Origin of the sequence: Pelagibius marinus, from assembly GCF_014925385.1 — a bacterium.
In the GTDB taxonomy this organism is placed as follows: Bacteria; Pseudomonadota; Alphaproteobacteria; order Kiloniellales; family Kiloniellaceae; genus Pelagibius; species Pelagibius marinus.
Window position 1 is genome coordinate 221,985 of the sequence record NZ_JACSDK010000003.1, and the last position, 14,043, is coordinate 236,027.

At 70.2% G+C, this 14,043-nt stretch carries 8 protein-coding genes; 1 reads left to right on the forward strand and 7 read right to left on the reverse strand.

Translation table 11 applies throughout. The features are described from left to right. Positions 1–144: 144 nt before the first annotated feature. Positions 145–438, forward strand: a complete 294-nt coding sequence (locus tag H7X47_RS06330; RefSeq protein ID WP_193367798.1) for a hypothetical protein — start codon at positions 145–147, stop codon at positions 436–438. A gap of 189 nt (positions 439–627) precedes the next feature. On the opposite strand, the gene glgB is transcribed toward H7X47_RS06330, so the two are convergent. From glgB to glgA, 7 genes are all read right to left on the reverse strand, one after another. Then, positions 628–2,859: a 1,4-alpha-glucan branching protein GlgB gene (glgB, locus tag H7X47_RS06335; RefSeq protein ID WP_193367799.1), complete on the reverse strand. Its 2,232-nt coding sequence runs from the start codon at positions 2,857–2,859 to the stop codon at positions 628–630. Positions 2,860–2,867: 8 nt separating this feature from the next. Further along, a complete protein-coding gene (locus H7X47_RS06340) occupies positions 2,868–5,285 on the reverse strand; it encodes a glycogen/starch/alpha-glucan phosphorylase (protein ID WP_193367800.1) in 2,418 nt (805 codons plus the stop codon). A gap of 63 nt (positions 5,286–5,348) precedes the next feature. Continuing rightward, entirely contained in the window at positions 5,349–6,560 is a 1,212-nt protein-coding gene (locus H7X47_RS06345) for an ROK family transcriptional regulator (RefSeq protein ID WP_193367801.1), read from the reverse strand. Between the two features lie 142 nt (positions 6,561–6,702). Then, a complete protein-coding gene (locus H7X47_RS06350; protein WP_193367802.1) occupies positions 6,703–8,346 on the reverse strand; it encodes an alpha-D-glucose phosphate-specific phosphoglucomutase in 1,644 nt (547 codons plus the stop codon). After that, positions 8,337–10,448 carry a 4-alpha-glucanotransferase gene (gene malQ, locus H7X47_RS06355; RefSeq protein WP_193367803.1) on the reverse strand — a complete coding sequence of 704 codons (2,112 nt, stop codon included), beginning with the start codon at positions 10,446–10,448 and terminating at the stop codon, positions 8,337–8,339. The genes H7X47_RS06350 and malQ overlap by 10 nt, the downstream gene beginning before the upstream one ends. After that, the gene (gene glgX, locus H7X47_RS06360) at positions 10,445–12,544 is read right to left on the reverse strand and encodes a glycogen debranching protein GlgX (RefSeq protein ID WP_193367804.1); all 2,100 of its coding nucleotides are present in this window, start codon (positions 12,542–12,544) and stop codon (positions 10,445–10,447) included. The genes malQ and glgX overlap by 4 nt, the downstream gene beginning before the upstream one ends. Beyond that, positions 12,541–14,028, reverse strand: coding sequence for a glycogen synthase GlgA (gene glgA / locus H7X47_RS06365; RefSeq protein ID WP_193367805.1), 1,488 nt, complete (start codon positions 14,026–14,028; stop codon positions 12,541–12,543). The genes glgX and glgA overlap by 4 nt, the downstream gene beginning before the upstream one ends. Between the last annotated feature and the right edge of the window lie 15 nt (positions 14,029–14,043).

Here is a 14,043-nt window from a genome sequence, read left to right on the forward strand (position 1 = left end):
ATCCTCCCGGATCGCTCCGCCGCCCGCACGTCCGCTGCCGCGCCCGGGCCATAGGTGGAAATCGCGCGCGCTTATTCGCGCCTGTCACGAAGGCGGTGGCGCCCTAAATGGTGTATCGGTTGTTCCTACGAAAGGAGAAGGCCCATGCCCGGAAAACCTGAGGCCTTGCGAGCCGCCGGCCTCTTCGCCCTGTTTGCCGCGGTTCTTCTTGCGGCAGCGGAGAGCTACGCGGCTGTCTCCTGCGCCGACCAGATAAAGAGAGCCAAGCGGCATACAGGCGACGTGAACGTGCCGAGGCCGCATATGGGGACCGCCGCCAGGCACGTCGCCGCGGCCGAAGCGGCGCTGCGAAGCGGTGACGAGGCGAAATGTCTCGAGGAAGTGAAGAAGACCGAAAAGTGGATCAGGATGAACCGCACCCGCCGCGGCGACCGGTAGCGCGGGAGGGCGGTCTGCCGCGAGGCGGTGGGCCGGCGCAGAGATCCGCTGCGCCTCTCGGGGAAGGCGGTGCTGACTATGACACTGTGGCGGCCTCCATGAGCCGGGACGTCGCCAGCCTGGGCCGTGAGATCGCGGCGCGCATGAAGGAACTCCGCGCTCAACGAGATCGGCGCAGCGGCTGCCGGTTCAGGCCGCCAGCTCGAAGATCAGGGTGGCCAGCGGCGGCAGCGTGATCTCGATCGAGTCTGTGCGGTCGTGTGAGCCCACAGGTCGGCTGTCGACGCCGCCCAGGTTGCCGCGCCCCTGGCCGCCATAGTCGGCGGCGTCGCTGTTGAGGCGCTCGATCCAATGACCGGCGGCCGGCACGCCCAGGCGGAAGGCGCTACGCTCCACCGGCGTGAAGTTGCTGACCACCACCACCGGGGGCGCGTTCCTGTCGCCTCGCCGCAGCCAGGCGAAGATCGACTCTTCGGCGGCGTTGGCCTCGATCCACTCGAAGCCGCCGGCCTCGCAATCCAGCTGGTGCAGCGCCGGGCTGGCGCGGTAGAGCCGGTTGAGGTCGCGGACCAGGGCCTGCATGCCGGCATGGCGGCGGTCATCCTGCAGCTGCCAGTCCAGGCTGCGGTTGTGGTTCCACTCGCCGGGCTGCGCTAGTTCCTGGCCCATGAACAGCAGCTTCTTGCCCGGGTGGCCCCACATGAAGGCGAAGTAGGCGCGCAGGTTGGCGAACTTCTCCTCGCCACTGCCCGGCATTTTGGCCAGCAGGGAGCCCTTGCCGTGGACTACCTCGTCGTGGGAAAGCGGGAGGACGAAGTTCTCCGAGAAGGCATAGTGCAGGCCGAAGGTCATCTGGTGGTGGTGATGGCGGCGGTGTATCGGGTCGCGCCGCATGTAGTCCAGGGTGTCGTTCATCCACCCCATGTTCCACTTGTAGCCGAAGCCGAGGCCGCCGTCGTGGGTTGGCCGCGAAACGGCGGGGAAGGAGGTCGACTCCTCGGCCAGGGTCATGACCCCGGCGCAGTCGCCGTAGACCACCTCGTTCATGCGCCGGAGGAAAGCGATGGCCTCCAGGTTCTCGCGCCCGCCGTGGACGTTGGGCACCCATTCACCCTCGCGGCGCGAGTAGTCGCGGTACAGCATGGAGGCCACGGCGTCGACGCGCAGGCCGTCCAGGTGGTGCTCCTTCAGCCAGTAGAGCGCGTTGGCGATGAGGTAGTTCTGCACCTCGCGCCGGCCGTAGTTGTAGATCAGGGTATTCCAGTCCTGGTGGAAGCCCTCGCGCGGGTCGGCGTATTCGTAGAGCGCGGTGCCGTCGAAGCGTCCCAGGCCGTGCGGGTCGGTCGGGAAGTGGCCCGGCACCCAGTCGAGGATGAGGCCAAGGTTCGCAGCATGACAGGCCTCGACGAAGTCGCGGAACTCGCCCGGCGTGCCGTGACGGATGGACGGGGCGTAGAGCCCGATGGGCTGGTAGCCCCAGGAGCCGTCGAAGGGAAACTCCGTAATCGGCAGCATCTCGATGTGGGTGAAGCCCATGTCGCGGGCATAGGGCACCAGCTGCTCGGCCAGCTCGTGGTAGCTGAGCGGCCGCTCGCCGTCGCCGCCTTCCTCAAGTACGCGCCGCCAGGAGCCGAGGTGAACCTCGTAGATGGAAATCGGCCGGTCGCGGCGGGCGGCCTCGGCGCGCCCGGCCATCCAGTCGTCGTCACGCCACTGGCGGCCGCCGAGGTCGCGCACCACCGAGCCGGTGGCCGGCGGGGGCTCTGCGGCCCAGGCCACCGGGTCGGCCTTCTGCGGGTGCCCGGCGCCGTCGGCACCCAGGATCTCGTACTTGTAGCAGGCGCCCTCGACGACCCCGGGCAGGAAGATCTCCCATACCCCGGTGGCGCCGCGCGCGCGCAAGGGGTGGCGCCGGCCGTCCCAGTGATTGAACTCGCCGACGACGGAAACCCGCCGGGCGTTGGGCGCCCAGACCGCGAAGTGAACCCCGGCGACGCCCTCCAGCGTCAGGGGGTGCGCGCCGAGAACCTGCCAGAGGGCCAGGTGCGAGCCCTCGCTGATGAAGTGCTCGTCCATTTCCCCCAGCACCGGGGGAAAGCGGTAAGGATCATGCTCCTCCCATTCGTCCTGCATGCTGCGCGGCCGCAGGCGGTAGACACCGGGATCGCCCTCCAGCGCGGCGACGAAGAGGTCGCTGCCCGCGACCCTTTCCAGTGTTACGGGTTTGCGCCGCGGCGGCGCCGGCAGCATCTCCACCGCCTCCGCGCCCGGGCGGAAGACCCGCAGCACCCAGCCGCCGGCTTCCAGGGGATGGACGCCCAGGTAGCCGAAGGGGTCGCCGTGCCTGCCTGCGGCCAGGGCAGCGGTCTGCGCCGGATCGGCCAGAACTTCCTTGGGCGGGGATTTGGGGCGCTTGGCCATGGGCGGTCTCAGAACGCGGGTTCGGCTTGCCAGATGTCGCGGGCGTAGCCGCGGATCGTGCGGTCGGAGGAGAACCAGCCCATGTGAGCGGTGTTCAAGACGGCGCTGCGGTTCCAGGCGTCGCGGTCCCGCCAGGCCGCGTCGACTCGGCGCTGGGCCTCCCAGTAGGCGGTGAAGTCTGCGGCCACCATGAACCAGTCGTTCTGGCGCAGGTTGTCGACCAGCCCGGTGTAGCGCTGCGGGTCGTCCGGCGAGAAGACGCCGGCGGCGATCTGCTCCAGCACCTCGGCCAGGCGCGGCTCTGCCTCGATGTGGGCGGCGGGGTCGTAGCCGGCCTCCCGTGCGGCGGCGACTTCTTCGGCGGTCAAGCCGAAGATGAAGATGTCGTCCCGGCCCACCGCCTCGGCGATCTCGATGTTGGCGCCGTCCAGGGTGCCGATGGTCAGCGCGCCGTTCATCGCCAGCTTCATGTTGCCGGTGCCCGAGGCCTCCATGCCGGCGGTCGAGATCTGTTCGGAAAGGTCGGCCGCCGGGATCAGCAGCTCGGCCATGGAAACGTTGTAGTTCGGCGGGTAGACGACCTGAAGGCGCTCCTCCATCAGCGGATCGGCGTTGACCGTCGCGCCGATGTCGTTGATCAGCTTGATGATCTGCTTCGCCATGACGTAGCCGGGCGCCGCCTTGCCGCCGAAGATCTTGACCCGCGGCGCCCAGTCGGCGCCGGGGTCGCGGCGGATCGCGTTCCACTGGGCCGCGGTCTCCAGGATGTTCAGCAGCTGGCGCTTGTACTCGTGGATGCGCTTGATCTGGATGTCGAAGATGGCTTCGGGATCGACCGTCACGCCCAGGGTGCGTTCCAGGTGGCCCGCCAGCCGCAGCTTGTTCTCGCGCTTGGCCGCGGCAAAGCGTTGGCGGAAGTCGCCGTCATCGGCCAGCGGCGCCAGGGACTGGAGCTGCTCCAGGTCGGTGACCCAGCCCTTGCCGATGCGCTCCTCCAGCAGCCCGCGCAGGGCGGGGTTGCAGTTGTAGAGCCAGCGCCGCGGCGTCACGCCGTTGGTCTGATTGATGATGCGCTCGGGGTGCAGGGCATGCAGGTCCTTGAAGACCGTCTGCTTCATCAGCTCGGTGTGCAGCGCCGAGACGCCGTTGACCCGGCGCGCGCCGATGAAGGCGAGATCGCCCATGCGCACCTCGCCGTGGTCGACGATCTTCACCGAGGCCGGGCGCTTGACCAGCTTCGCGTGATGCGAGTCGATCTGGTCGATCAGCTCCATGTGGCGCGGCAGCACGCGGCCCATCAGGTCGGTCGACCAGCGCTCCAGGGCTTCCGGCAGCAGCGTGTGGTTGGTGTAGTGCAGGCAGTTGCGCGCCGTCTCGAAGGCCGAGGCAAAAGGCAGTTCGTGGACGTCGACCAGCAGGCGGATCAGTTCGGGAAAGGCGATGGCCGGATGGGTGTCGTTGAGCTGGATGGCGATGAACTCGGGCAGCCTGGTGACGTCAGTGTCGTGGTGCGCCAGGAAGCGGCGCAGGATGTCGGCCAGCGAGGCGGCGGTGAAGAAGTACTCCTGCTTCAGCCGCAGCTCCTTGCCCTGCTCGGTGGTGTCGTCGGGATAGAGCACGCGGCTGACGGTCTCGGCCAGTACCGAAGGCGCGGCGGCGGCCATGTAGTCGCCCCTGTTGAAGGGCTCCAGGTCGAACTCGCGCTCCGCCTTGGCCGACCAGAGCCGCAGGGTGTTGGCCCAACGTCCGCGCCAGCCGGGCACCGGCGTGTCGTAGCCGACCGCCAACACGGTCTCCTCCGGGCGCCACTGGCGGTGGCCGTCCTCCTTGCGGACGTCGCCGCCGAAACCGATGCGGTACTGGGTCTCCGGGCGCTCGAACTCCCAGGGGTGGACCTGGCGCAGCCAGTCCTCGGCTTCTTCGGTCTGCCAGCCGTCCTCGAAGGACTGGCGGAACAGGCCGTGGTTGTAGCGGATGCCGTAGCCGTGGGCGGCCAGGCCCACGGTCGACATGGAGTCCAGGAAGCAGGCGGCGAGGCGGCCCAGACCGCCGTTGCCCAGCGCCGCATCCGGCTCGTCGGTCAGCAGCGCGTTGTAGTCGACGTCGAAGGCCTCGACCACTTCGCGCACCATCTCGTCGAGGCCGAGGTTGTCGATGGCGTCCTCCAGCAGGCGGCCGATGAGGAACTCCATGGAGAGGTAGCAGACCCGCTTGGGGCGTTCCGCGCGCACGCGCTCGGTGGTTTCGAACCAGGGCGCGATGACCAGGTCGCGGATGGCGCGCGTTACTGCCATGCGCCAGTCGGTCAGCTTCGCCGCCTTGACGTTCTTCCCTATGGTGTAGCGCAGGTGGTACTCGATCGCGCGGCGCAGCGCTTCCGCGTCCGGCTGCGATTGAGGATGAAGGATCAGCGGTTCGGTCTGCATAGAGTCCTCGAAAGACGTCCCAACTTGTTGCTCAAGCTCGCAAGGGGCCGCGCGGGGAAGGGGTCAGGCGGCGCTGGCGATCTTCTTCACCAGCAGCTGCTGGTCGGGCGAGAATTGCCGTATCAGCGGCAGGATCGCCGCCCCGCAAACCCGCGCCTTGGGGCCGATGCTGCCCTGGCGGATGTCGAAGGGACTGATGCCGGTCAGGTCCAGCTTCTGCAGGGCCGCGCGCACGTCCGCCACCAGCGCTTCCAGCTGCGGGGGATGCAGCATGGCGTCGATCACCACGCCTTCGAAGTCGATGACGCTGACGGCGGCGGCGATGGCCTGGGCGATGGGCGGCGCGGCGCGGCGGCGCCACTCGGCGAAGGCTTCCGCTGCGCGGGGGTCGCGCGCCAGTTCGGCGATCAGGCCCAGGTCGCCGATGCCGGCGGCGCGCAGGTCGTTCTCCAGGCTGAAGAGAGAGCCCTGGCGGATCAGCTGCTCCTGGGCCCCCGCCGCGCCGCTGCGCGCCGGCACCGGCAGGGAGCCGATGGCCCCGGCATTGCGCTGTGCGCCTTCGAAAAGCTGGCCGTTGATCACCACGCCCCCGCCGATGAAGGTGCCGACGTAGATGTAGAGCGCGCTGGAGAAGGTCAGGGCGCTGCCCAGCACCATCTCGGCGGCGCAGGCGGCGGTGGCGTCGTTGTAGGTCTCCACCGGCAGGCCTGTGAGTCCGCCGATCTCGGCGGCGACGTCGACCTCGTCCCAGTCCAGCAGCTCGGCCGGGTTGAGACCCATGACGTCGGTCCAGGCCGAGAGGTTGCCGGGCATGGCCACGCCGACGCCGATGACGCGCTGTGCCAGGGCTTCGTCGAGGCTTTGCAGCAGCGGCGGCAGCTCGCGCTGCAGCAGCGCCGAAACCTCCGCCTGGCGCGGGGCGGTGTAGGCGAAGCGCTTGTAGTCGATGGCCTCGCCGTGGAAGTTGACCAGCATCAGCTCCAGGCTGCGCCGGCCGATCTTCACCCCGAGGGAAAGCACGCCGTTGGGGTTCAGCGCGATGGGTGTGTGCGGCTGGCCGACCTTGCCGCGCACTTTCTTTTCCTTGCGGACCAGCTTTTCCTTCAAGAGGGCGTTGACGATGACGGAAACCGCCTGGGCGCTGAGGCCGGTCAGGCGGGCGATCTCGGCCTTCGGCAGGGCGCCTTCCTGGCGGATCAGGTTGAGGATCATGCGCTTGTTGTAAGCACGCAGCCCCAACTGGTCGCCGCCGCGGATCTGGTGTTCGCCTTGCATGGTCCTCATCCCGCCTTTCACTGCAGCGAACCGCGCCGATTCCGGCAGTTTTTCGCTTGGTTCCAGAGTGCAGCCTTCTCTCGGTACAGGCAAATAATTCCTGGTGATTTATCTTTGCAATTCATGAGCGAGCCATCGCGAATCACGTCCGCACATCAGGGGCATCGCGGCCCAGGCGCGCGCCGATCTGCGCGATCTCGCCCGCGGCGCCGATGACCTCGGCCAGCATCTCCTGGGGATCGCCCGCCAGCAGCGCGGGGTCGTCCACGAAGCGCTCCAGATAGACCCTGAGGGTGGCGCCGACGGTGCCGGTGCCCGACAGGCGGAAGACCGCGCGGGCGTTCTCGGCGAAGAAGATGCGGATGCCCTGCTGGCGCGCTGTCGAGCCGTCGACCGGGTCTTGGTAGGCGAAGTCGTCGGCGGCGCTGACCGTCAATCCGGCGAAGCTCTGTCCCGGCAGGCTGCCGAGGCCTGCGCGCAGGTCATCCATCAGCGCTTCGGCCGCCGCCTTGTCGACACCCTCGTAGTCGTGGCGGGTGTAGTAGTCGCGCCCGTAGTCGCGCCAGTGCGCCTCCAGGATCTCCGCCACCGGCTGGCGCCGCTCGGCCAGGATGTTCAGCCACAGCAGCACCGCCCAGAGGCCGTCCTTCTCGCGCACGTGGTTGGAGCCGGTGCCGGCGCTTTCCTCGCCGCAGAGCGTGACCAGCCCGGCGTCCAGCAGGGTGCCGAAGAACTTCCAGCCGGTCGGCGTCTCGAAAGCCTTGATGCCCAGCTTCTCGGCGACGCGGTCGGCCGCGCGGCTGGTCGGCATGGAGCGCGCCACGCCCGCCAGGCCGCCCTTGTAGCCGGGGGCGAGCTGCGCGTTGGCGGTCAGCACCGCCAGGCTGTCGGAGGGCGTCACGTAGACGCCGCGCCCGAGGATCATGTTGCGGTCGCCGTCGCCGTCGGAGGCGGCGGCGAAGTCCGGCGCGTCCGGCCCCATTATAAGATCCATCAGCTCCTTGGCGTAGACCGGGTTGGGGTCGGGATGGCCGCCGCCGAAGTCGGGCAGCGGCGTGGCGTTCATCACGCTGCCCTCGGGCGCGCCGAGCTCGCCCTCCAGGATCGCCTTGGCGTAGGGCCCGGTCACCGCGTGCATGGCGTCGAAGCGCAGGGTGAAGCCGGAGGCGAAGAGCGCGCGGATGGCCGCGAAGTCGAAGAGCTCGCGCATCAGCTCCGTGTAGATCGCCACCGGGTCGATGACCTCGACCGTCATCCCGCCCAGGGTGCTTTCGCCGCAGGTGGAGATGTCGACGTCGCCGGCCTCCAGCACACGGTACTCGGTGATCTCCTGCGTGCGTTTGTGAATCGCCTCGGTGACGCTCTCAGGCGCCGGGCCGCCGGCGGGGATGTTGTATTTCAGGCCGAAGTCGCCGTCCGCGCCGCCCGGGTTGTGGCTGGCCGAGAGGATCAGGCCGCCGTCGGTCCTGCGCGCGCGGATCACCGCCGAGGCGGCGGGGGTGGAGAGGATGCCGTTCTGTCCCACCAGCACGCGCGACGCGCCGTTGGCCGCGGCCATCTTCACGATGGTCTGGATCGCCCGCTTGTTGAAGTAGCGCCCGTCGCCGCCCAGGGTCAGCGTCTTGCCCGTGAGGTCGCCCCCGGGGCCACCGACCGCGTCGAAGATCGACTGCACGAAGTTCTCCAGGTAGCCGGGCTCCATGAAGACGCGGGTCTGCTTGCGCAGGCCCGAGGTGCCGGGCTTCTGGCCCTCGACCGGCGTGGTGGCGACGACGTTCACGGACATGACTTCATCTCCTGGGACTGGTCCTCCTGGGGCTCGGTTGCCGCGCGTGGCGCGAAGAGCGCGGCGAGGGCGCGCAGGCGCGGATCGCTGCCGAGTTCCTCGACGGACAGCGGATAGCGGCGGCGCCAGTTGGGGTGCTCGTCGACGGTGCCGGGCAGGTTCTGCTGCGCGACGCTGCCCAGCGCGTCGTCCAGCTGCACCGCGACCAGGGCGGAGCCGGCCCGCGCCAGCAGGCGGTGCAGCGCCTCGGCGAGGGCGTCGTCGGCCTGGGGCGGCGGCGCGTCGGGGTCGAGCCCGGTCGGCGCGAGGTTCTCGTCGCACAGCAGTCGGGCGAGGGCGGCGCGCTCGGCGGCGCGCTGCTGCCGCTCTGCCTCGTGTCCGGCTTCGTCACCGCCGTTGATGGCGTGGCGCTGGTCGATGTCCCAGCCGCACCACCAGCCGCGCAGGGTCGGGGTGTCATGGGTGCCGAAACTGGCGAGCGTCGCCGCGCGGTAGCCTTCGGGCGGGTGGAAGCGCTGGTCCTGCTTCTCGAACTGCACGACGGCGCAGCCCAGCAGGCCGGCCTCGGCCAGGCGGTCGCGCAGGCCCGGCGGCACCGAGCCCAGATCCTCCCCCACCACGACGCAGCCGGCGCGGCGGGCTTCCAGGCGGATCAGCGCCAGCAGCGGCTCCAAGGGGTAGGCGACATAGCCGCCGGGCGCGCCGTCTTCCGGTACCCAGAAACTACGCCGCAGGCCCAGGATGTGGTCGATGCGGATGATGCCGGCATAGGCCATGGCGGCGCGCAGCATCTCTATGAAGGGGCGGTAGGCGGCGCTGTGCAGCCCCAGCGGGTTGAAGGGCGCCAGCGCCCAGTCCTGTCCGGCGGGGTTGAAGGCATCCGGCGGCGCGCCCAGCGACACGCCCTCGGCAAAGCAGGACGGCGCCGACCAGGTATCGGCGCCGCCCGGACGCACGCCGACCGCGATGTCGAGATAGAGGCCGAGGCCCATGCCGGCATTCTTCGCATTGCCCTGCGCGGCGGAAAGCTGGCGCTGCGCCAGCCACTGCAGCCAGGCGTGGTAGCGCACTTCTCTGGCGTTGGCGGTGGCGAAGGAGAGGGCCGCCGGACTGCCGAAGCGCTGCAGCTGTTCCGGCCAGCCGCGCCAATCCGCGCCGTGACGCAGTGAGATCGCCTCGAAGAGCGCGAACCACTCCAACGCCTGGCCCGGCCCGCGCCGCCAGGCCGCGAAGGCGTCGACCGCGGGGCCGGCGGAGCGCTCGAAATCGGCGAAGAGGGCGCGGAGCACGTCGTTGCCGAGGCCGTCGCAGGTCGCGTAGTCGACGAGCTCTCCCTCGCGCGCCGCCGCCAGGCGCGCGGCGTTGTCGCGCAGCAATGCCTGGGCGGTTTCGCTCTGGCGGGAGCCGAGGACGGCGTCGACGGCGATGTGGCGCGGCTCCAGGGCGGTGCGGCAGGAGGGCGTGTAGGGGCTGATGCCGTCGCAGGCGGCTCCGCGCGCGTGCAGCGGGTTGATGCCCAGGAAAGCGGCGCCCAGGCCGGCGAGCTGCTCGGCGGCGACGGCCAGGTCGGCGTAGTCGCCGACGCCGAGATTGCGCGGCGAGCGCAGGCCGTAGAGGGCGGCGGTGACGCCCCAGCCGTGCGCGCCCCCGCTGTGCGGTCGCCTGCCGGAGGTGCGGCCTAGCACCTCGGCGACGCCGGGCGCGGTCTCAGGCGCGGCGATGATCAGGCAACTCTCCTCGCCGGCGGTGAGGCGGTGCAGGCCGGCGGGCGGGGTGATCTGGATCGTTTCTTCGGCGCGGCCGCTCTCGCTGCCGCCGTCTTCCAGGTCCAGGCGCCACTCCGTGGGCGCCACCAAGGGAAGCCGCAGTTCCGCGCCGGGGGTGGTCACCACCTCCTCGGGCAGGCGACGCGCCGCGCGGCGCGCCTCCAGCTCAGCGAGGGATTCGGCGGGCCCGGGCTCGCCCGCGGCGGCCACGCCCATGGCCTTCAGCAGGGCGCGCTGGGTCTCCGGCGCGGTGATATGGTGGCGGCCCGCGATATCATGCCACTCGGGCAGGATGCCCAGGGCCTCGGCGAGGGTCTGCGACGCGCCGCCGCTCACAGCAGCTCTCCGGTCTCGAAGGCGACGATGGTCGCCGCCGGAATGTCCTGCGCCCGGTCGCGGCAGACCGCCTTCTGGGCTTCCGGCTTGGCGGTATCCAGGGCGCGCACCCAGACGCGGCCCTCGGGCGGCGCCGGCAGGCGGGTCGTGACCGCCTTGTCGGAGCCGTTGAAGGCCAGCACCACCACGTCGCCGTCGGTGGCGTAGGCGGGCGCCTCGGCCGACTCGCGCAGCACCAGGCAGAAACCCTTCAGGCCCGGATCGCGCCAGTTTACCTGGCCGCCATGCAGACCCAGCCACTTCACGTCCTGCTGGCCGTCCTGCTGGCGCTTGCCGCCGTGCAGGAACCAGCTCTGGCGCAGGCAGGGATGCGCCTTGCGGAAGGCGATCGCCTTGCGCAGGAAGCCCAGGAAGACGTGGTCGGCGGCGGACCAGTCGATCCAGCTGATCGCGTTGTCCTGGCAGTAGGCGTTGTTGTTGCCCTGCTGGCTGGCGCCGATCTCGTCGCCGGCCAGCAGCATGGGCGTGCCCTGGGCCAGGAAGACCGTGGTCAGCAGGTTGCGGCGGCGCTGCTCCCGGCGCAGGCGGATGTCCGTGTCCTGGGTCTCGCCTTCCTCGCCGCAGTTGTCGCTGTAGTTTTCCTGGTGGCCGTCGCGGTTTTCCTCGCCGTTGGCCTCGTTGTGCTTCTCGTTGTAGGCGGTGACGTCGGCCAGGGTGAAGCCGTCGTGGCAGGCGACGAAGTTGACCGACGACCAGCTGCGCCGGCCGTTGCGGTCGAAGGTGCCGGCCGAGCCCAGCAGCCGCTCGGCCATGTCCTGCGCCGCGTGGGCGTCGCCGCGCCAGAACTTGCGCACGCCGTCGCGGAAAGCGTCGTTCCATTCGGCGAAGGGCGGCGGGAACTCGCCCAGGCGGTAGCCGCCGGGCCCGACGTCCCAGGGTTCGGCGATCAGCTTCACCTGCGACAGCACCGGGTCCTGGCGCAGCGCGTCGAGGAAACCGCCGGCGGCATCGAAGCCGTGGGCCTCGCGGGCCAGGGTGGTGGCGAGATCGAAGCGGAAGCCGTCGACCCCCATGGCCTCGACCCACCAGCGCAGGCTGTCCAGCACCAGGCGCAGGACATAGGGGTGCGCCACGTTCAGCGTGTTGCCGCAGCCGGTCTCGTTCACGTAGAAGCGCTTCTGGCCCTGCTGCAGGCGGTAGTAGGCGGCGTTGTCGAGGCCGCGGAACGACAGGGTGGGGCCGTTCTGGTCGCCCTCGGCGGTGTGGTTGTAGACCACGTCGAGAATGACCTCGATACCGGCGGCGTGCAGGCGGCGCACCATCTCGCGGAAGCCGTCCAGCCCCGCCGGGCCGAAGTAGCGCGGCTCCGGCGTGAAGAAGCCGATCGAGTTGTAGCCCCAGTAGTTGCCGAGCCCCTTTTCGACCAGCCAGCGGTCGTCGACCAGCGCGTGGACCGGCAGCAGCTCCACCGCGGTGACGCCCAGCGCGGTCAGGTGCTCGATCACCGCTGCGCTGGCCAGCGCGTCGTAGCTGCCGCGCAGCTCTTCCGGCAGGCCGGGCCAGAGTTGCGTCAGGCCCTTGGGATGCGCCTCGTAGATGATGGTCTCGGCCCAGGGCGTGTTGGGGCGTTCTTCCGGCGGCACCGGCGCGGCCGGCGCGGTCACCACGCACTTGGCCATGGCCGCGGCGCTGTCGGCGGTGGAGAGGGAGAGGTCCGCCTCCGCCGCCTCCGGGTCGTAGCCCAGGGTCGCGTCGCCGGCGCTCACCCGCCCTGAAAGCGCGCGGGCGTAGGGGTCGAGCAGCAGCTTGTTGGGGTTGAAGCGATGGCCGCGCTCGGGCGCGTAGGGGCCGTGGGCGCGCAGGCCGTAGAGCGTTCCCGGCGACATGCCCGGCAGGTAGCCGTGCCACACCGGGCCGGTCTTCTCCGGCAGCAGCAAGCGCTCGGTCTCGCGTTGGCCGTCGTCGCTGAACAGGCAGAGCTCGATCCTGGTCGCGTTCTCGGAAAAAACCGCGATGTTGGCGCCCGCGCCGTCCCAGGTGACGCCGAGCGGGCCGGGCGCGCCGGCGAGCAGATGGCGGGTGGTCTTCAGCTTCATGCCCCCTTCCTCCGCGCGGCGTCCTCGGCAAGCTCGCCGTAGATCTTCGCATAGGCGTCGGCGGAAGTTTCCCAGCCGACCGGGTGCCGCATGGCGCGGCGCATCATGCCGGTCCAGAGCTTCCTGTCGGCATAGGCGTCGCAGGCGCGGTCGATGGCGTCGGCCAGCGCGGCGGCGGCGACGGGGGCGAACTGGAAGCCGGTGGCGACGCCGGCCTGCAGCGCCGCCTCGTTGGCGTCGATCACCGTGTCGGCCAGGCCGCCGGTACGTGCCACCAGCGGCAGGGTGCCGTAGCGCAGGCCGTAGAGCTGGGTGAGGCCGCAGGGCTCGAAGCGCGAGGGCACGAGGATGGAGTCGGCGCCGGCCTGCAGCAGGTGCGACAGGGGCTCGTCATAGCCGATGACGACGCCGACGCGGCCCGGGTTGTCGCGCGCCGCCGCGGCGAAGGCAGCCTCGAGGTCGGCATCGCCCGAGCCCAGCACCGCAAGGCCCGCGCCGCGCGCCAGCAGCCGCGGCAGGGCCTCCAGCAGCAGGTCGAGCCCCTTCTGGCGGGTCAGCCGGCTGATGACGCAGAACAGCGGGGCGTCATCGTTGCCGTCCAGGCGGAAATGCTCGGCCAGGGCCCGGCGGTTCTTCGCCTTGCCGGCCAGCCGCGTCACCGCGTAGTTGGCGGTAATCTGGGAGTCGCTCTCGGGGTTCCAGACGTCCAGGTCGATGCCGTTGAGGATGCCGTTCAGGTCCGCGCGGCGGTGGGCGATGAGGCCCTCGAGCCCCATGCCGAACTCCGGGCTGGCCAGTTCGCGGGCGTAGGTGGGGCTGACCGTGGTGATGCGTTCGGCGTAGGCGAGGCCGGCTTTCAGGAAGCCGAGCTTGCCGAAGTACTCGAGGCCCGTCGGCGTGAAGCCGCTCTCCGGCAGTCCGAGGACTTCCAGGGTGTCGGCCGGGAACAGGCCCTGGAAGGCGATGTTGTGGATGGTGATCAGCGTCGGCGGGGCCGCGGCCCGTTCCTTGGCGCTGCCCAGCTTCAGGTAGGCGGGCACCAGGCCGCCCTGCCAGTCGTGGCTGTGCACGATGTCCGGACGCCAGCCGCCGACGCCTTCGAGGGCGATGCGTGCGGCGGCGCGGCTGAGTGCGCCGTAGCGCAGGTGATTGTCCGGCCAGTCCCTGCCGTCGGGTCCGAGATAGGGATTGCCGGGCCGGTCGAAGAGCTGCGGTATGTCGAGCGCCAGGACGTCGAGCCCCGCCGCCTTGGCGGCGATGAGTTGGGGCCGCTTGCCAGATTGCTTGCCTTCCAACAATTTGCCGAGCACCACGGTCTTGGCGCTTTTGGGCAAAGCCGCTCTCACCGCCGGATAGGCCGGCAGCAGTACCCGCACGTCGATTCCCTGCGCGGCCAGGGCGCCGGGCAGGGCGCCGACCACGTCGGCCAGTCCCCCGGTCTTCACGAAGGGGACGCATTCGGAGGCGACGAAGAGGGCCTTCATGCGGGTGGCTTTTCC

Coding starts and splice junctions, on each gene's coding strand:
- H7X47_RS06330 (WP_193367798.1), top strand. CDS start 145: ATGCCCGGAAAACCTGAGGCCTTGCGAGCCGCCGGCCTCTTCGCCCTG.
- glgB (WP_193367799.1), bottom strand. CDS start 2,859: ATGGCCAAGCGCCCCAAATCCCCGCCCAAGGAAGTTCTGGCCGATCCG.
- H7X47_RS06340 (WP_193367800.1), bottom strand. CDS start 5,285: ATGCAGACCGAACCGCTGATCCTTCATCCTCAATCGCAGCCGGACGCG.
- H7X47_RS06345 (WP_193367801.1), bottom strand. CDS start 6,560: ATGCAAGGCGAACACCAGATCCGCGGCGGCGACCAGTTGGGGCTGCGT.
- H7X47_RS06350 (WP_193367802.1), bottom strand. CDS start 8,346: ATGTCCGTGAACGTCGTCGCCACCACGCCGGTCGAGGGCCAGAAGCCC.
- glgX (WP_193367804.1), bottom strand. CDS start 12,544: ATGAAGCTGAAGACCACCCGCCATCTGCTCGCCGGCGCGCCCGGCCCG.
- glgA (WP_193367805.1), bottom strand. CDS start 14,028: ATGAAGGCCCTCTTCGTCGCCTCCGAATGCGTCCCCTTCGTGAAGACC.